13 protein-coding genes and 2 tRNA genes are annotated in these 17,951 nt (G+C 36.0%); all 15 read left to right on the forward strand.

The window, feature by feature from the left end:
- Nucleotides 1-11 precede the first annotated feature (11 nt).
- The 15 genes from scfB to ligA all read left to right on the forward strand — a co-directional run bounded on the left by scfB (nucleotide 12) and on the right by ligA (nucleotide 17,945).
- Nucleotides 12-1,391 carry a thioether cross-link-forming SCIFF peptide maturase gene (gene scfB / locus KTB61_RS00935; RefSeq protein WP_075759123.1) on the forward strand — a complete coding sequence of 460 codons (1,380 nt, stop codon included), beginning with the start codon at nucleotides 12-14 and terminating at the stop codon, nucleotides 1,389-1,391.
- Nucleotides 1,375-3,675: a protein translocase subunit SecD gene (gene secD, locus KTB61_RS00940; RefSeq protein WP_216696619.1), complete on the forward strand. Its 2,301-nt coding sequence runs from the start codon at nucleotides 1,375-1,377 to the stop codon at nucleotides 3,673-3,675. The genes scfB and secD overlap by 17 nt, the downstream gene beginning before the upstream one ends.
- Nucleotides 3,676-3,742: 67 nt before the next feature.
- On the forward strand, nucleotides 3,743-5,470 hold the full coding sequence (gene recJ, locus KTB61_RS00945) for a single-stranded-DNA-specific exonuclease RecJ (protein WP_216696620.1): 1,728 nt from the start codon (nucleotides 3,743-3,745) through the stop codon (nucleotides 5,468-5,470).
- 2 nt (nucleotides 5,471-5,472) lie between these two features.
- Nucleotides 5,473-6,297 carry a Cof-type HAD-IIB family hydrolase gene (locus KTB61_RS00950; RefSeq protein ID WP_216696621.1) on the forward strand — a complete coding sequence of 275 codons (825 nt, stop codon included), beginning with the start codon at nucleotides 5,473-5,475 and terminating at the stop codon, nucleotides 6,295-6,297.
- 17 nt (nucleotides 6,298-6,314) lie between these two features.
- Nucleotides 6,315-7,451, forward strand: a complete 1,137-nt coding sequence (locus KTB61_RS00955) for an exonuclease SbcCD subunit D (RefSeq protein WP_216696622.1) — start codon at nucleotides 6,315-6,317, stop codon at nucleotides 7,449-7,451.
- Nucleotides 7,448-9,973, forward strand: a complete 2,526-nt coding sequence (locus tag KTB61_RS00960) for an AAA family ATPase (protein ID WP_216696623.1) — start codon at nucleotides 7,448-7,450, stop codon at nucleotides 9,971-9,973. The genes KTB61_RS00955 and KTB61_RS00960 overlap by 4 nt, the downstream gene beginning before the upstream one ends.
- Before the next feature lie 73 nt (nucleotides 9,974-10,046).
- Nucleotides 10,047-11,231: a C39 family peptidase gene (locus tag KTB61_RS00965; RefSeq protein WP_216696624.1), complete on the forward strand. Its 1,185-nt coding sequence runs from the start codon at nucleotides 10,047-10,049 to the stop codon at nucleotides 11,229-11,231.
- Between the two features lie 137 nt (nucleotides 11,232-11,368).
- A tRNA-Val gene (locus tag KTB61_RS00970) sits at nucleotides 11,369-11,441 on the forward strand.
- Between the two features lie 30 nt (nucleotides 11,442-11,471).
- Nucleotides 11,472-11,545 (forward strand) — tRNA-Met (locus tag KTB61_RS00975).
- Between the two features lie 101 nt (nucleotides 11,546-11,646).
- Entirely contained in the window at nucleotides 11,647-12,123 is a 477-nt protein-coding gene (ispF, locus tag KTB61_RS00980) for a 2-C-methyl-D-erythritol 2,4-cyclodiphosphate synthase (RefSeq protein WP_216696625.1), read from the forward strand.
- Between the two features lies 1 nt (nucleotide 12,124).
- The gene (locus tag KTB61_RS00985) at nucleotides 12,125-13,201 is read left to right on the forward strand and encodes a GNAT family N-acetyltransferase (protein ID WP_216696626.1); all 1,077 of its coding nucleotides are present in this window, start codon (nucleotides 12,125-12,127) and stop codon (nucleotides 13,199-13,201) included.
- A gap of 3 nt (nucleotides 13,202-13,204) precedes the next feature.
- On the forward strand, nucleotides 13,205-14,797 hold the full coding sequence (locus KTB61_RS00990) for an MBL fold metallo-hydrolase RNA specificity domain-containing protein (protein WP_075759114.1): 1,593 nt from the start codon (nucleotides 13,205-13,207) through the stop codon (nucleotides 14,795-14,797).
- Between the two features lie 131 nt (nucleotides 14,798-14,928).
- Complete coding sequence (locus KTB61_RS00995; RefSeq protein ID WP_075759113.1) at nucleotides 14,929-15,123, forward strand: heavy-metal-associated domain-containing protein; 195 nt, start codon at nucleotides 14,929-14,931, stop codon at nucleotides 15,121-15,123.
- Nucleotides 15,124-15,262: 139 nt separating this feature from the next.
- Nucleotides 15,263-15,997, forward strand: coding sequence for a pseudouridine synthase (locus KTB61_RS01000; RefSeq protein ID WP_075759112.1), 735 nt, complete (start codon nucleotides 15,263-15,265; stop codon nucleotides 15,995-15,997).
- Nucleotides 15,998-16,007: 10 nt separating this feature from the next.
- The gene (gene ligA, locus KTB61_RS01005; protein WP_075760521.1) at nucleotides 16,008-17,945 is read left to right on the forward strand and encodes an NAD-dependent DNA ligase LigA; all 1,938 of its coding nucleotides are present in this window, start codon (nucleotides 16,008-16,010) and stop codon (nucleotides 17,943-17,945) included.
- Nucleotides 17,946-17,951: the final 6 nt, after the last annotated feature.

Genomic DNA, 17,951 nt, shown 5'->3' on the forward strand with positions numbered 1-17,951 from the left:
GAATAAAGAAAGTGGTTCATCAGTATAAGAACAATGGATACAACATGGTTCTCGATGTTGCCAGCGGTTCTGTTCATGTTGTTGATGATCTTAGTTATGAAGTTATTGCTTTATACGAGGATTATTCCCTGGAAGAGATCCAGGAAAAGCTTACACAATATGATGAAGCGGACATTAGAGAAGCATATAAAGAAGTGACAGAATTAAAAGAGGCAGGAGTTTTATTTACAGAAGACTGTTATGAACAGTATATTTGTGAATTTAAAGAACGTCCAACTGTTGTAAAGGCGTTATGTCTTCATATTGCTCATGATTGTAATCTGGCATGCAGATATTGTTTTGCAGAAGAGGGAGAATACAAAGGGCGTCGTGCACTTATGAGTGCAGAAGTTGGAAAAAAGGCATTGGATTTTCTTGTAAAAAGTTCAGGAAACAGGCGCAATCTGGAAGTGGATTTTTTCGGTGGAGAGCCATTAATGAATTTTGATGTAGTAAAAGAAATAGTTGCTTATGGACGTTCTTTAGAAGAAGCTAACAATAAGAAGTTCAGATTCACTCTCACAACCAATGGTGTACTCCTCAACGATGATATTATGGAATTTGCCAATAAGGAAATGGATAATGTAGTATTAAGTGTGGATGGAAGAAAAGAAGTTCATGATTTTATGCGTCCGTTTAGAAATGGAAAAGGTAGTTATGATTTTGTCATAGACAAGTTTAAAAAATTTGCTGATAGCAGAAATCAGCAGAAATATTATGTAAGAGGAACTTTTACACACCATAATCTGGATTTTTCAAAAGATGTATTTCATCTGGCAGATGAAGGATTCCAGCAAATTTCTGTGGAACCTGTAGTTGCACCTGAAACGGAAGACTATGCTATTACAGAAGAGGATCTGCCAAAAATCATGAAAGAATATGATAAACTTGCAAAGGAAATGGTCAAACGTGAGAAGGAAGGCAGAGGCTTTACATTTTTCCATTTTATGATTGACTTGACAGGCGGCCCTTGTGTGGCAAAACGATTATCAGGATGTGGTTCAGGAACTGAATATCTTGCAGTTACTCCATGGGGAGATCTTTATCCATGTCATCAGTTTGTAGGTCAGGAAGAATTTTGCATGGGAAATGTCTTTGATGGAATTTCCAGAGAAGATATTGTAAAAGACTTTAAAGCAAGTTGTGTATATACAAAAGATGAATGTAAAAAGTGTTTTGCAAGATTTTATTGCAGTGGAGGATGCAGTGCTAATTCCTATAATTTTAATGGGACAATTAATGGAACCTATGAAATTGGATGTCAGTTGGAGCGTAAACGTGTGGAATGTGCACTGATGGTAAAAGCAGCACTTGCACTGGAAGAGGAGACAGAAAATGAAGAAGCAGAATAAGAAGGGAAGATATATTGCAGGTCTCGTGGCCTTGATCGTTTTATGTGCATTTGGAGTTTTTATTACAACGAAAGGTATCACAAAGGAAAAGATTGGACGTGCAAGTAATATTGAACTTGGATTGGATCTTGCCGGAGGAGTTAGCATCACTTATGAAGTAGATGGAAAAAATGTATCTGAAAGTGATATGAAAGATACTGTTTATAAGCTTCAGAAACGTGTGGAAGGATACAGTACGGAAGCTGAGGTTTATAGAGAGGGTAAAGACCGGATCAATATTGAAATTCCTGGTGTCTCAGATGCAAATAAAATTCTTGATGAGCTGGGGAAACCGGGAAGTCTTTCTTTTGCAACAATGAAAGAAGTAAAAGTAAAAGAAAACGGTAAAACTACAACCCAGAATCAAATGTCTACAATATTGACAGGACAGAATGTTAAACGTGCAAAAGCAGTAACGAACGAAGATCAGACTACAGGACAGAAAGAATATCTGGTTGCATTGGAATTTGATGCTAAAGGAACAAAAGCTTTTGCAAAAGCTACAAAAGAAAATATTGGAAAACCAATCTATATTATTTATGATAACCAGATTATCAGTGCTCCGAATGTTAAGGAAGCAATTACAAAAGGAGAATGTACCATTGATGGAATGGAAAGTTATGAGGCAGCAGAGAATCTTGCATCATCTATTCGAATTGGATCATTACCTGTAGAATTAAAAGAACTGCGCTCAAATGTTGTATCTGCAAAACTTGGAGTGGATGCCATTGAGACTACAGTTAAAGCAGGTATCATAGGATTTGGAATAGTGTGTCTCATCATGATTGGATTTTATGCACTTCCAGGTGCGATTGCCTGTGTAGCTCTGTCAATTTATCTGCTGATGACTCTTCTGGCATTAAATGGATTCAATGTTACACTGACATTGCCAGGTCTGGCAGGTATTATCTTAGGTATCGGAATGGCAGTGGATGCCAATGTTATCATTTATGCAAGAATCCAGGAGGAAATTGCAGCAGGTAAAAGTGTTGGCGCAGCAATTAAATCGGGATTCGGTAAAGCTGCTTCTGCCATTATCGATGGAAATGTGACCACTTTGATTGCAGTACTGGTACTTTGGTTTAAAGGATCAGGTACAGTTAAAGGATTTGCACAGACTCTTGGAATGAGTGTGGCAATTTCCATGTTTACAGCACTGGTGATCAGCAGACTTCTTATAAATTCGGCATATACATTTGGATTGCGTAATCCAAAATTATATGGAAAAGCAAGAACAATCAAGAAGCGTGATTTTGTAAAAGCAGGAAAGAAATATGTAGCAGTGGCAGCAGTTATCATTGTTGCAGGACTGGCATTTTTGCCAATCAATAAAAGTCAGATTGGTACTGCATTGAACTACGATCTGGAATTTTCAGGAGGAACAGCTTCAACTATTACTTTTGACAAAAACCAAAAAGTTAATGATTCTTTAGAGAAAAAAGTGGTTGCTGCCTATGAAAAAGTAAGCAAATCTTCATCTGTTCAGAGCCAGAAGGTGAAGGCAAATAATCAGATGGTAATCAAAAGCGTGGAATTAAGTTTAAATCAGAGAAAACAAATTGAGAAAACATTAAAAACCGATTACAATGCTACATCTGTAGCTACAGAAAATATCAGCTCAACAATCAGTAGTGAGATGCAGAGAGATGCGTTTATTTCAGTTTTGATTTCTACAGTATGTATGTTAATTTATATTGCAATCAGATTTAAAGATGTGAAGTTTGGATCAAGTGCGATTATTGCACTGATTAATGATGTGCTTGTTGTGTTTGCAGCCTATTCCATTGGAAAACTGGCTGTTGGAGGTACTTTTATTGCCTGCATGCTGACAATCATAGGTTATTCCATTAACTCAACCATTGTAATATTTGACCGTATCAGAGAAAATCTGAAGACTGCAAAACCATATCAGGTTAAAGATGTTGTAAATAGCAGTATCTGTCAGACATTAACACGTACAATTAATACATCTTTGACAACTTTTGTTATGGTATTTGTGTTATTTGTGCTTGGTGTTTCTTCATTAAAAGAATTCTCTCTGACATTAATGGTAGGTGTTATAGGTGGAGCTTTTTCATCTGTATTTCTTACAGGTCCGCTTTGGTATTTTATGAAAACCAGAATAGGAAAGGAAAAAGATAAATACCAGGCCAGACCGGAAAAGCAGCAGGATGAACAGCAAATGCCTAAAAAAATAACAGCAAATCCTAATCGTAAAAAAAAGAAAAAGAAAAAAAGAAAATAAAAATTGTATCAGAAAGAGTATTTAGAAATATCTAAGTGCTCTTTTTCTGACATGATGGAGAAGAAAAATGGAACAGTGGTTTATATATAAAAAAAAGGCAGATTTTCAGAAGATTGCTAAACAATTTCATATAGATCCTGTAATTGCAAGACTTATACGTAATAGAGAAATTATCCAGGAAGATGAAATTAGAAAATATTTGTATGGAAATTTATCTGAAATCTCGGATCCTTTTCTGATGAAGGGAATACGGGAAGGAATAGAAATCCTAAAACAAAAAATTCATGAAAAGAAGAAAATTCGGATTATTTCTGATTATGATGTAGACGGGATTGTATCTAATTACATTTTGTTAAAAGGAATTGATAATCTGGGTGGAAGAATTGACTTTACGATTCCAAACAGAGTGACAGACGGGTATGGGATTAATGAACATTTAATAGAGAAAGCTCTAAAAGATCAGGTAGATACTATTATAACATGTGATAATGGCATAGCTGCAAAAGAGGCAGTTTCCTTTGGAAAAAGCAATGGACTTACTATGATCATAACAGATCATCATGAGGTTCCTTTTGAAATCCTTAAAGATGGAAGCAGAAGAGAAATTTTGCCGCCGGCAGATGTGGTTATTGATCCGAAGCAAAAAGAGTGCAGTTATCCATATCCTTATCTGTGCGGAGCAGGTGTGGCTTTTCAGTTTATGCGTGCATTGTATCATGAGATGGGAAAGGATCAGAAGGAGCTGGAACCATTACTGGCTTTTCTCGCAATTGCAACTGTATGTGATGTAGTAGATCTGACAGGTGAAAATCGTATTTTTGTCAAAGAAGGCTTAAAAAGAATTTCTGAAACTCAAAATACAGGGCTGAGAGCATTGCTGAAAGTGCATGAGATGGAACATAAAGATTTAAAATCATATGATCTTGGATTTGTTATCGGTCCATGTATGAATGCCAGCGGACGTTTGGATACAGCAGAGAGAGTCATGTACCTGTTCCTGGAAAATGATATGGAGACGGCACTTGTTACGGCACAAGAATTAAAGGACTTAAATGAACAGAGAAAGAGACTGACAGAGGAAGGAGTGGAGCAGTCTCTTGAACAGGCAGAAAAATATCTGGAATCAGGGGACAAGGTATTGGTAATTTATCTGCCTCAATGCCATGAGAGTATCGCGGGAATTATAGCAGGACGTGTAAAGGATCGTGTACATCATCCTGTTTTTGTCTTGACAGATGCTGAAGAAGGAATCAAAGGTTCGGGGCGTTCAATCGAACAGTATTCCATGTTTGAGGAAATGATGAAAATAGGTGATGTTTTTACAAAGTTTGGAGGGCATCCAATGGCTGCAGGATGTTCTATGGAAAAAGAAATGATTAATATATTTCGCGATAAAATCAATGAGAATTGCAGCCTGAAGGAAGAAGATTTTATAAAAAAAGTTCATATTGATATTGATATGCCGGTAGATTATCTGAATTTAGATTTGATTCAGCAGCTTTCAATTTTGGAGCCTTTTGGGAAAGAAAATAAAAAACCACTGTTTGCTCATCGAAAACTAAGAATTGAAAAGGTTATGGTATTTGGAAAAGGTAAAAATGTAATTAAATTATCGTTAAAGGGTAGCCAAGGTACCAGAATTGATGGTATGATTTTTGAGGAAGAGGACAGTTTCCGGGAAAAAATGGGGGATAAGCGATTGATTACGTGTACATATTATCCTGTGATCAATGAATATCAGGGATATATTAGCCTTCAGATTAATATTCAGAACTACTTTTTTACGGAGGAATGATTATGAGCGAAATTAAATTAATTGCTATGGATTTGGACAATACTTTGCTGGACAGCGACAAGCAGATTTCAGAGCATACTAAGGATGTATTGAAAGCGGCTATTGCAAAAGGGGTACAGATAGTACCAGCTACAGGAAGGATTTTTAAGGCGATTCCAGAAGAGCTGCGTAATATAGAAGGAGTGCGATTTGCACTTTGTTGTAATGGGGCTACAGTATATGATAAGGAAGAAGATAAAATTATTTATACCAACCACCTATCGAAAGAAACAGTATTTCAGCTGTTTGATGTTATGGATAAATATCATTGTACGCAGGATATTTATAAAAATGGACAGGGTTATATGGAAGGAAGATTCCTGAATCATTTGGAGGATTACAATGTAGAAAAGCATATTTATAAATTGGTTCATGAGACTCGTCTGGAAGTGGATAACCTTAGAGAATACATAGAGAAGGACCCTGAAGGAATTGAAAAAATTCAAGGTTTCTTTGATGATATGGAAGAGCGGGAAAAATGTATAGATGAATTAACCGGATTAAATATTGCCAGTGTTGTCAGCTCTCTGACAAATAATATCGAAATGAATCAGTTTGGGTGTGACAAGGGTGATGGATTGACTCATCTGGCACAATATCTTAATATTCCAATGAATCAGATTATGGCCTGCGGAGATGCTGGTAATGATACAAAAATGATCGAAGTGGCAGGAATAGGTGTTGTTATGGAAAATGGAAGGGAAGAATTAAAGGCAATTGCTGATTTTGTTACAAAAACCAATGATGAAGATGGAGTAGCATATGCGATTGAAAAATATGTTTTATAGAGTCAGAAAGGAGAAGTATGAAGCTTGTTCATGTTGCAGATTTACATCTGGGTAAAACAGTGAATGAAATAAATCTGTTAAAAGATCAAGAATACATTTTACAGCAGATTTTGAAAATTACAGTGGAAGAAGAGGCTGATGGAATATTGATTGCAGGCGATATTTATGACCGAAGTATTCCACCGGCAGAGGCTGTTGTTATTTTTGATCGTTTTCTTACAGAACTGTCGGAAAAAGGTATATTTGTCTGTTGCATTGGCGGCAATCATGACTTTGGAGAAAGGTTGGATTTTGGAAAACACTTTTTTGAAAACAGAGATGTTTATATAGAAGGTATGTTTTCCGGTAAAATCAAAGTAATAGAAAAGAGGGATGCATATGGAAGTATTTATATCCATTTGCTTCCTTTTTTTAAACCAATTCAGGTGAAGGCATATTATCAGGATAAAAAAATAGATAGCCCTGAGACTGCTATGAGAGTGCTGCTAGAGGAGCATAGTGTGAAAAAGGATACAAGGAATATTCTTGTAACTCACCAGTTTGTGACTGGGGCAAATACAATGGAAACATCAGAATCTGAGCAGGAAATACTTGTAGGTGGTATGGGACAGATTTCATATGAGTTGTTTTCTGGATTTGATTATGTAGCCTTGGGACATCTGCATGGTCCGCAAAAAGCCGGAAGAGAAGAAATCCGGTACAGTGGTTCACCATTAAAATATTCTTTTTCTGAAGAGTTTCAAAAAAAATCTGTGGTAATAGTGAATATAAAGGAAAAGGGAAACATGGAAATTCATAGCAGATCTTTAAGTTTTTTACATGATATGCGAACCATAAAAGGCCCCATAAAGAAATTGCTTGACCCTGAGGTGTCAGGACAGGAAAATGTGGAAGATTATCTTAGGGTATGTCTGACAGATCGAGAAGAATTGGTGGATCCTGCAGCAAAACTGAGAATGGTTTATCCGAATCTCATGGAATTAACCATGGAAAAAAATCAGGTATCGGAAGAAAAAGATTATATTATCGGAAGAAAAGAGAAAACACCAATGGAAATGGCAGAAAGTTTTTTGAAATTAACATTTGGTGAGGCTGAAGAGGAAAGAATGAAATGTCTGCAGGCACTTCTTGAGGAAGGAAGGCAAGAATTATGAAACCTTTATTATTAGAATTATCTGGATGGGGACCATATCCGTCTGTCAATAAAATAGATTTCTCCAAAATACAAAAGGGTGAGTTGTTTTTAATTACAGGACCCACAGGAGCAGGAAAAACTACGGTTTTTGATGGGATTACTTATGCGCTTTATGGAGAGGTAAGCGGGAAGACCCGTTTAAAAGACGGTCTCCGCAGTGATTTTGCTATGCCTCAGACCGAAACATATGTGATACTGGAATTTTCTCATGGAAGAAATGTATATAAAGTGGAACGACATCCTAAATATATGAGACCGAAAAAAAGAGGCGAAGGAATGATCGCAGAAAAAGAGGATGCGGTATTATATCTAGAAGATGGTTCTGTTATTTCAGGGGTTAATCAGGTAAATCAGAAAATCCGGGAAATTCTGTCAGTAGATTATCAGCAGTTTAAGCAGTTATCTATGCTGGCACAGGGAGAATTTATGGATTTACTAATAACAAAATCAAAAGATAGAGTAGAAATCTTTCGTTCAATTTTTCATACACAGATTTATGAGAAAATGCAGACTCTGGCAGGTGAAAAAGCAAGGAGCCTGAAAAATGATATCATTCAACTGGAAAATAAAATTGAGGAAGCAGTTTCCGGGATTGAAGAAGACCCTCTGATACATGCTGAGTTGGAAAAGAAGGACTATTATGGTGCTTTTTCCAGAGTTCAGGTTATTAAAAAACAGATTTCGGCAGAGGAACAAAAAATAGAAAAAGAACTCCAAAAAACAGAGGAGAAGTTAAGAAAAATTGAACAATTTTGTCAATCTGTTGTAGACTTACAAGAGCGGGTCCGTAAAACAGAATCTGAAGCAGATTATTTGAAAATTGAGGCAGAAGAGGCTAAGGACCGAAAAAATCATTCCAAAGAAAAAGCTGAATTAATGAAAACTGAGATGATTGAAATCCAAAAAAAGAAAGAACGGAGAATGATTTTAGGAGATGCTTTTAGACGGGTGGAAAAAGGAAAATTGCTGATAGTTCAAAAAGGAGAAATAGAAAAGAAACTGGAACAGCAAAAAATACGATGTGCTGTTGCAAAGCACCAGAAGTGGGAAGAAATAGTTAAAAAGCAACAGCAGATGCAGCAACAATTGCTAACAGACAAACAACAGTTAGACCGATGGAAAGAAAAATATCAGAATGCTGATGAGAATTTATTATCAGAAAAAAATAAGCTGTCTAAAATGCAGTCCAGATATTTTGCAGCAAATGTGGGAATTCTTGCAGCAGAATTGAAAGACGGACAACCCTGTCCTGTCTGTGGTTCGATTCATCATCCCCAAAAGGCAAACACAGTTGAGAATGCACCAAAGCAGAAGGATGTGGAACAACAGGCTCTCCTGGTTGAAACGATCCAGAAAGATTTTCATGAATGTTATCAGAAGTTAATGGAATATCAGGAAAAAATTTCAGTTGAAGAACGGATGTTAATAGAGCTGCAAAAAGATATACCGGAAGAACCAGAATGGAATGATGGATGGAATAGAAGGGAGAAACTTAATGTAGCAGATGAAGAGTCTTTATATCAGCAGATACAAAGAGAGTTTGCACTGTTATGCGGTAAAATAGATGGACTTCCTATGGAAATCAAGGAACTTTTAAAAGAGGAAGATAAAATGCGAAGGGAAGATGCGCAGTTATCGAAGGAAATAGAATCTTTTGAAAAGGAACTTGAAAAGGTTTTGAAAAATGCAGAGAATGATACAGTCGATTACGCAAGGAAAAAAGTTTTGCTTGAAGATGCCCAGCTTAAACTGGAACATCTGCAAAAACAACTTCCTGAACAGTCTTTTGTTGAAAATCAAAAACTGCAGAGAGAGCAATTGCATCAAGAGCAGTTTAAGCTAAAAAAACAGAAAGAAGAAAAACTGGTATACTTAGATCGACTTTGTCTGGCGGGAAGTTCATTAAAAGAAAAACTAAAAAAACGAGATAATCTGGAAAAGAAATATGGAATAATAGGAGATGTGGATCGATTAATTAATGGTTCGAATCATTTAAAGCTTAATTTGGAACAATTTGTATTGATTTCATATTTCAAGGATGTATTGAAAGCTGCTAATTTAAGACTTCGGAAAATGACAAATGGAAGGTATGAGATGTATCGTCAGGAAAATGTCAGCGACGGTAGAAAAAAAGATCATTTGGAAATAGAAGTATTGGATTATTACACAGGAAAGAAAAGATCTGTTCGGACACTTTCAGGAGGAGAATCATTTAAAGCGGCGTTATGTCTGGCTTTGGGGTTGTCAGACGTGATTCAAAGTTATGCAGGTGGAATTCAGATAGATATTCTTTTTGTAGATGAAGGGTTTGGTGCACTTGATCATGAGAGTTTGAATCAGGCAATTGATACTTTAGTACATCTTGCAGGAGAGCAGAGAATGATTGGAATCATTTCTCATGTAGAAGAATTAAAAGAAAGAATTGATCGGCAGATTATTATTAAAAAGAAAAAGGAAGGCAGTCAGATTATCAGCAGTTGATTATATTACAATGAAAACTTGACAGAAAAAGTAATAGTGGTATGATAGCCATTGATAAACAAGGGGGAGACTTATGAATAGATTTTTAAAAGCAGGAGTATGTATGGCTTTATGCATGATTATGGCTTTAAACTCAAAATATATTGCAAATGCACAGGAGATTTCTGAGGCAGATGCAACAACAGAATATCAGACAACAGAAGAGGAGAAAGTCACAACAGAGGTAACAACGGAACAGAAAAAAGAATCAACAACACAGTCAGAATCAAAGGTAACAACGGAAACAAAAACAACAGAAAGGAAAAAACATTCAGCCAATATAGCATCTTCAAAAAAAGTTAAAACCAAAAAAGTTAAAACAAAGGAAGATAACAAAAAAGTTAAGAAGGTTATTCCTAGGATTTACAATGATACAAGATTGAAGATGAAGGATTATAAAGAATATATTAATGGATTTGTTTATTTTAATCAGGCAGATCAGGCATGGAATGAAAATGGATATCAAATCCGTAGCAGCGGATGTGGGCCAACAGCAATGGCTGTTTGTATTTCTTCTTTAACAGGGAAATGGATTACCCCGTTGGATACAACTATCTGGGCGTATAAGCATGGCTATTACAGCGGTGATGGAGCCGTACATGAGATGGTGCCCCAAATGGCCGAAGAATACAAGCTGAAATGTAAAGGTCTTGGAACTGATTATGAAGCGATTCGAAAGGCATTATTAAAAAAACATCCGGTAGTAGCATTGATGGGTCCGGGATATTTTACCAATAATGGACATTTTATTGTTTTAGTTGGAATTGATAAGAATGACCAGGTTACAGTGGCAGATGTAGGCAGCAGACAGAGATGCAATTATAAATATCCTTTGAAAAGCATTATAAAACAGGCAAAAGAAGCATCTGCAGGAGGACCGTTCTGGGAAATATTCAAACAGGTGAAACATAAAAAGAAGATACCTGAACAGCCAAGCAAAGAATTTATTTTTTTATATAATGATATGAAATCAGTTCTGCAAAAGAATTATCAGTTAGTTGTTCCGTTAAAAAAGGGGAAATTGGTACAGGAAGATCAATTTGTGACAGTTTCTTCTTTGGATATTAATGATAAAGTTATAGTTTGCGACATCCATAATGGAATAAAATTTGATGTAGGATTGAAAAATGTGATAGAAGAAGTAAAAAAAGAAGCTATAAATTGTTCTTTTTCAAAAACAGTTACCATTGAACCAAATAAAATGAATCGGATGAAATAAAAATAAATATGGCAGAAACCACGTGTTTCTGCCATTTCTAAGATTAAAACTAAAAAAAATGAAAAAAAGTGTTGACATTTGAATGAAAAAAATGTATATTATTATTTGTCGCGAGGCAAGAGAGACATTAAGTCGATGGGATCATAGCTCAGCTGGGAGAGCACCTGCCTTACAAGCAGGGGGTCACAGGTTCGAGCCCTGTTGGTCCCACTCCATGAAAGTGGATTTATAGTTTAATATGGCGATGTAGCTCAGTTGGCTAGAGCATACGGTTCATACCCGTAGTGTCAGCAGTTCGAATCTGCTCATCGCTACTAACAGAGGATGTATTCATAAGAATACATCTTTTTTCTTTTTATTGGTAGATGTGTGGTATAATAAAATATATAAAAAATCATTTAGAAGGAGAAGGAATATGCGGATTGGAATGGGATACGATGTACACAAACTGGTTGAAGGCAGAGATTTAATTCTTGGCGGAATTCATGTGCCTTATGAAAAAGGTCTTTTGGGACATTCTGATGCAGATGTACTGCTGCATGCCATTAGTGATGCATTGCTGGGAGCGGCAGCATTAGGTGATATCGGAAAGCATTTTCCAGACACGGATCCGGAATTTCATAATGCAGACAGTATGAAACTTTTGGAAGAAGTAGTACGGCTTGTGGAAGAAAAAGGATATAAAATAGAAAATGTTGATGCAACAGTTATTGCGCAAAAACCAAAACTTGCATCATTTATTCCTGATATGAAGAAAAACATCAGTAAAGTATTAAAGGTGACAGAAGATCAGGTGAATGTGAAGGCAACAACGGAAGAACATTTGGGATTTACAGGAGAAGGACTGGGAATTAGTTCAAATGCAGTCTGTCTTTTGACAGAAAGGAAATGACATGAATTTATTTTATGACAGGAAAGAAAATAAAGAATCAATTTATCAGATGTATCAGCAAATATTTGAAGATCCAGAAGCGTTTGCCCAATATTATTTTAGAGAGATTTATCCACATAATCAGGTTTTGCTAGCTGCAGAAGATGATGAAATTAAGGGGATGATACATTTAAATCCATATAATATAAAGATTGGAATTGAAGAACAGAAATTAAATTATATTGTTGCAGTTGCTGTCAGAGAAGAATTTCGAAGACAGGGAATCATGGCAAAAATGCTTAAAAAGTGTTTGAATGATATGGCAGGACAAAGGCAGCCTTTTACTTATTTAATGCCTGCAAATAGAGCTTATTATGAGCCGTTTGATTTTGTGTTTATTATGGATTGGAATGAAACTGTCGTAAAAGGAAAAGAAGCAAAACGAGAGGGAGAAATTCTTCCAGCGGCAAAAGAAGAGTATGAGGATATATCGGTCTTTTTAACCTCATTTATGGAAGAATACGGAGTATATACAATACCGGATATAAAATATCTAAAATTAACTGAGAAAGAAAGTAATAGCTGTGATGGAGGCCTGATGGTCTGGAAAAGAAACGGAGAAATAGCCGGAGTTTTTGCACAGGGGTTGGAAGAGGATACGGTTTTTCTTCGCTGGGCATTTTCAATTAAGCCGGAGAAGATGTTACAACAGATTCAAATGTATTATCCAGGTCGTGAAATTGAAATAACAGGTGGAAATTTGCTTCAGGGAGAAAATAATCCCAAAATTATGGCACGAATTACATCATTACAATCATGGGAAAAGTACTTGAAAGGAGACGAAAGTTTTCGGTTTCAGATATTAGTGGAAGATTCTTTGATAAAAGATAATCAGGGAACTTTCCAATTTGAATATCAGGATACGGAACAGAAAATGACAATTAGAAGAATCGAGGAGAAAGAAGGGATTTCCAAAATATCTATTGGTGATTTGACACAGGTATTTTTTGGGTATCATGCGGAAAAAATTTTAGAACAGTATGAATGCCTGCGCAGTATAATACCAGTTGGTCCAGTTTATATTTCCGAGGAGGTATGACTTATGAAACTGATGTTTATTGGAGCTGATCATGAAGTTACAGGTAGCTGTCACTATGTGGAAGCCTGCGGCAAGAAATTTGTTGTTGATTTTGGAATGGAGCAGGGACAGAATATCTATGAAAATGCTGAACTGCCGGTTAGTGCGGCAAAAATAGATTTTGTTCTTCTGACCCATGCTCATATTGATCATTCCGGAATGTTGCCAATGCTTTATGCAAAAGGATTTCGTGGGAAAATATATGCAACTAAAGCAACGACAGATTTATGTCAGATCATGCTTCGTGATAGTGCACATATTCAGGAATTTGAAGCAGAGTGGAGAAACAGAAAAGCCAGAAGATCAGGAAAAGCTGAAGTTGTTCCGGTTTATACTGTTGAAGATGCAATAAATGTCATGAATTATTTTGTGGCTTGTCCATATGATAAAAAAATTTCGCTGTATGATGGAATAGAGATAAGATTTACCGACATAGGGCATCTTTTAGGGTCTTCTAGTATTGAAGTATGGCTTAGGGAAGAGGATAATGAACGAAAACTTGTGTTTTCTGGCGATATTGGGAATTATAATCAACCGCTGATCAAGGATCCGCACTATACAGACTCAGCCGATTATATTATTATGGAATCTACCTATGGTGATCGGTTTCATGGAAAACATCCTAATTATGTAGATGAATTGGCGGAAGTTATCCAAAGAACCTTTGATCGGGGAGGAAATGTGGTGATTCCATCATTTGCAGTTGGAAGAACGCAGGAATTGTTATATTATATCAGACAGATTAAAGAGGATAATCTGGTAAAAAATCATGGAGATTTTAAAGTAATCGTAGATAGTCCTTTGGCAGTTGAAGCTACTCAGATTTTTAACAGTGATGTGGAAGACACCTATGATGAAGAGGCCATGGAATTGGTACAAAAAGGAATCAATCCTATTACGTTTTCAAATCTTCATTTATCCATTACCACAGATGAATCCAAAGCCATAAATTTTGACCAGGAGCCTAAAGTAATCATTTCAGCATCTGGAATGTGCGATGCAGGAAGAATCAGACATCATCTGAAGCATAATCTTTGGAAAACTGAAAACTGTATTGTGTTTGTAGGTTATCAGGCTTATGGAACATTAGGAAGAGCTTTGGTGGAAGGTGTTAAAGAGGTAAAACTCTTCGGAGAAAATATTTCTGTAAAAGCAGAAATATTACGTCTGGAAGGAATTAGCGGGCATGCAGATAAAAATGGATTGATTCGATGGGTGGAAGAGTTTAAAAAGAAACCGGAAAAAGTATTTGTTGTCCATGGTGAAGATAAAGTTTGTGATATGTTCGCAGAATGTTTGAAAGATGAACATGGGATTGATGCCCAGGCACCTTTCAGTGGAGATGTTTTTGATTTGATATCAGGAAGATGGATTGCATGGGGAACAAAAGAACTGGTTAAGAAAAAAGCACATCCGGCAAGCAGTGCATTTATCCGTCTGAAAACTGCAGGAGAACGGCTTCAGGTAGTAATTGATCATAATGAAAATGGCACAAATAAAGATCTTGCCAAATTTGCTGATCAGATTCTGGCTCTTTGTGAAAAATGGGAAAGGTAGAAACATCGTGTATCAAAAGCCGGAAGTTTTATATGGGACTATCCAAAAGGGAAGAAATCTGTTATGATGTTAGGCGGCGGAATGTTGTAAATGCTTTATGTCTATGGAACAGTAGGAGGAAGAGTTTAAATATGACAGTATTAAAAGCAGAAGATATGATGTGTGACCATTGTGTGGAAAGAATCAAGAATGGATTAGAAGATGAAGGAATACAGGTGGAAGTTGATTTAAGTGAAAAAACAGTTTCCATCGATGGTGATGATAAAGATGTTGAAAAGGCAAAAGATATTCTTGGAGACCTGGGGTTTTTTGCAGAAGAGATTTGAACTGGAGTAGAATTATAATAAAAAAGGGTATTGCGGATGTAATACCCTTTTTGCATTTTCAGAAAGAGTGTGTTACTATCTAATATGGTGTGCTAGGATAAATTAAGAAAGAAAAAGTTCTGTATAAAAGGAGCAGATTATGAAAGAGACAAAAAGAAAATCAGAAGAATCCGTTCGGATTAACAAGTATTTAAGTCAGGCGGGAGTCTGTTCCAGAAGACAGGCAGATGTTTATGTTGAACAAGGGAAGGTTTTGGTTGATGGAATACCAGCTGTCAGTGGAACCCGGGTATTGCCGGGACAAAAAGTGACATTTGAAGGAAAACCGATTTCCATACAGGAAGATCTGGTATTTCTGGCTTTTCATAAACCTAAAGGAGTTGTATGTACATCAAGTAAAATTGAAAAAAATAATATTATCGATTATATAAATTATCCCGTAAGAATATATCCTGTAGGGAGACTGGATAAAGACTCTCAGGGATTGATTCTACTCACCAATGACGGTGAAGCTGCTAATAAAATTATGAAAGCAAGAAATTATCATGAAAAAGAATATGAAGTAACGGTAAATAAAAGAATTGAAAAAGAATTTATTGATGGAATGAGAAGACCGGTACCACTTGATGAAATAGGAGCGGTGACCAGAAGCTGTCAGGTGAGAAAAGAGGGACCAAATCAGTTTCGTATTATTTTGACACAGGGATTAAATCGTCAGATTCGAAGAATGTGTGAATATTTTGGATATCGTGTGACAAAATTAAAAAGGGTTAGAATAATGAATATACATCTGGGAGATTTAAAAGAAGGAGAATATAGAGAATTAACTTCTGACGAATTGCATCAGTTAAAAAAGGAGCTTAATCGTGAGTGATTTAAAACGAATGAAAGAATTAATAGAGATTCTAAATAAAGCAGGAAAAGCCTATTATCAGGAGAACCATGAAATTATCAGTAATTATGAATATGATAAATTATACGATGAGCTTCTTGCATTAGAAAAGGATACAGGGACAATATTGTCTAACAGCCCAACCATCCATGTTGGTTATGAGCTAATGACTGCGCTGGAAAAAGAAGATCATCCATCTCCAATGTTGTCTCTTGATAAGACAAAGGAACCACAGCAGCTGGCATCCTGGCTTGGAGAAAAAGAAGGGCTGCTGTCGTGGAAACTGGATGGATTGACAATTGTGCTGACTTATGAAAATGGCGACCTGGTAAAAGCAGTAACAAGAGGAAATGGCGAAGTTGGAGAAGTTGTAACCAACAATGCAAAAGTATTTGTTAATATTCCAAGGAAAATCAAATATCAAGGAACATTGGTTATTCGTGGCGAGGCAGTTATTCCGTATTCTGTTTTTAAAAAAATGAATGAAGAAATTGAAAATGTGGATAGTCAGTATAAAAATCCAAGAAATTTATGCAGTGGTTCAGTAAGACAACTGAATAATGAAATCACTGCAAAAAGAAATGTTCACTTTTATGGATTTAGCATTGGTGATGTGGAAGATGTGGATTTTCACAATTCTCTGGAAGAAAAAATACAATGGGCTGAAAATCTTGGATTTGATATGGTGGAGTATGTAAGAGTAAATCGTGATAATATCCAAGAAGCAATCCAGAAATTTGCAGAAAAAATAGCTGGTTTTGATTTGCCGTCAGATGGTCTGGTTTTGGCATATGATGATATTGCATATGGAAAAAGTCTGGGAAGAACAGCAAAATTTCCTAAAGATTCCATAGCTTTTAAATGGGCGGATGAAACAGCAGATACAAAATTAAAGGAGATAGAATGGAGTCCATCTAGAACAGGATTAATTAATCCTGTAGCCATATTTGAACCGGTAGAACTGGAAGGTACTACAGTAAGTCGTGCAAGCCTTCATAATATCAGTGTAATGGAAGAACTGGAATTAGGTATTGGAGACGAGATTACAGTGTACAAGGCAAATATGATTATTCCGCAGCTGGCAGAAAATAAAACAAGAAGCGGAAAAATTCATATTCCTGAACATTGCCCTGCATGTGGAGGAGAGACAAAAGTTCAAAATGAAAATGGTATCAAAACTCTAATCTGTACCAATGAATTTTGCAGTGCCAAAAAGATAAAGTCTTTTTCTCATTTTGTTTCTCGTGATGCAATGAATGTAGATGGCTTATCAGAAGCAACCCTGGAAAAAATGATTCATCAGGGATTTTTAAAAGAGCTATATGATTTGTTCACGTTAAGTCAGTATAAAGATGAGATATTGGAAATGGAGGGCTTTGGAGAAAAGTCTTATGAGAAGCTCATTCAGTCTATTGAAAAATCCAGAGATGTACTTCTGGCAAACTTTATTTATAGTCTTGGTATATCAAATGTGGGATTGTCTAATGCAAAACTTATATGCAGACATTTTCAGGATGATTTCAATGCTATTAGAAAAGCAGAAGTTGAAGATTTTATTGCAATAGATCAGATCGGACCAATGATTGGAGAAGCCATAACAGCATATTTTAGAACAGAGCACAACAGGATGGTTATAGATAAGCTGCTGGAATGGATCAGGTTTGAAAAAAATGAAGAGCAGTCCAAGGAACAGATTCTAGAGGGCCGGATTTTTGTAATTACAGGTTCCTTGAATCATTTTGAAAACAGAAAAAAACTTCAGGAGAGGATAGAGTCTCTTGGAGGGAAAGCAACAGGATCTGTATCTAAAAAGACCAGCTTTTTAATTAATAATGATAAAGAATCAACATCATCAAAAAATAAAAAGGCAAAAGATCTTGGAATTCCTATTATTAGTGAGGAAGATTTTTTGCAGATGATTGAAAAATAGAGTTTT

The organism is Anaerostipes faecalis (assembly GCF_018982945.1).
In the GTDB taxonomy this organism is placed as follows: domain Bacteria; phylum Bacillota; class Clostridia; order Lachnospirales; family Lachnospiraceae; genus Anaerostipes; species Anaerostipes faecalis.

Coding starts and splice junctions, on each gene's coding strand:
- ispF (WP_216696625.1), top strand. CDS start 11,647: ATGCGGATTGGAATGGGATACGATGTACACAAACTGGTTGAAGGCAGA.
- KTB61_RS00960 (WP_216696623.1), top strand. CDS start 7,448: ATGAAACCTTTATTATTAGAATTATCTGGATGGGGACCATATCCGTCT.
- KTB61_RS00955 (WP_216696622.1), top strand. CDS start 6,315: ATGAAGCTTGTTCATGTTGCAGATTTACATCTGGGTAAAACAGTGAAT.
- KTB61_RS00950 (WP_216696621.1), top strand. CDS start 5,473: ATGAGCGAAATTAAATTAATTGCTATGGATTTGGACAATACTTTGCTG.
- KTB61_RS00965 (WP_216696624.1), top strand. CDS start 10,047: ATGAATAGATTTTTAAAAGCAGGAGTATGTATGGCTTTATGCATGATT.
- KTB61_RS00995 (WP_075759113.1), top strand. CDS start 14,929: ATGACAGTATTAAAAGCAGAAGATATGATGTGTGACCATTGTGTGGAA.
- secD (WP_216696619.1), top strand. CDS start 1,375: ATGAAGAAGCAGAATAAGAAGGGAAGATATATTGCAGGTCTCGTGGCC.
- KTB61_RS00985 (WP_216696626.1), top strand. CDS start 12,125: ATGAATTTATTTTATGACAGGAAAGAAAATAAAGAATCAATTTATCAG.
- recJ (WP_216696620.1), top strand. CDS start 3,743: ATGGAACAGTGGTTTATATATAAAAAAAAGGCAGATTTTCAGAAGATT.
- KTB61_RS00990 (WP_075759114.1), top strand. CDS start 13,205: ATGAAACTGATGTTTATTGGAGCTGATCATGAAGTTACAGGTAGCTGT.
- KTB61_RS01000 (WP_075759112.1), top strand. CDS start 15,263: ATGAAAGAGACAAAAAGAAAATCAGAAGAATCCGTTCGGATTAACAAG.
- ligA (WP_075760521.1), top strand. CDS start 16,008: ATGAAAGAATTAATAGAGATTCTAAATAAAGCAGGAAAAGCCTATTAT.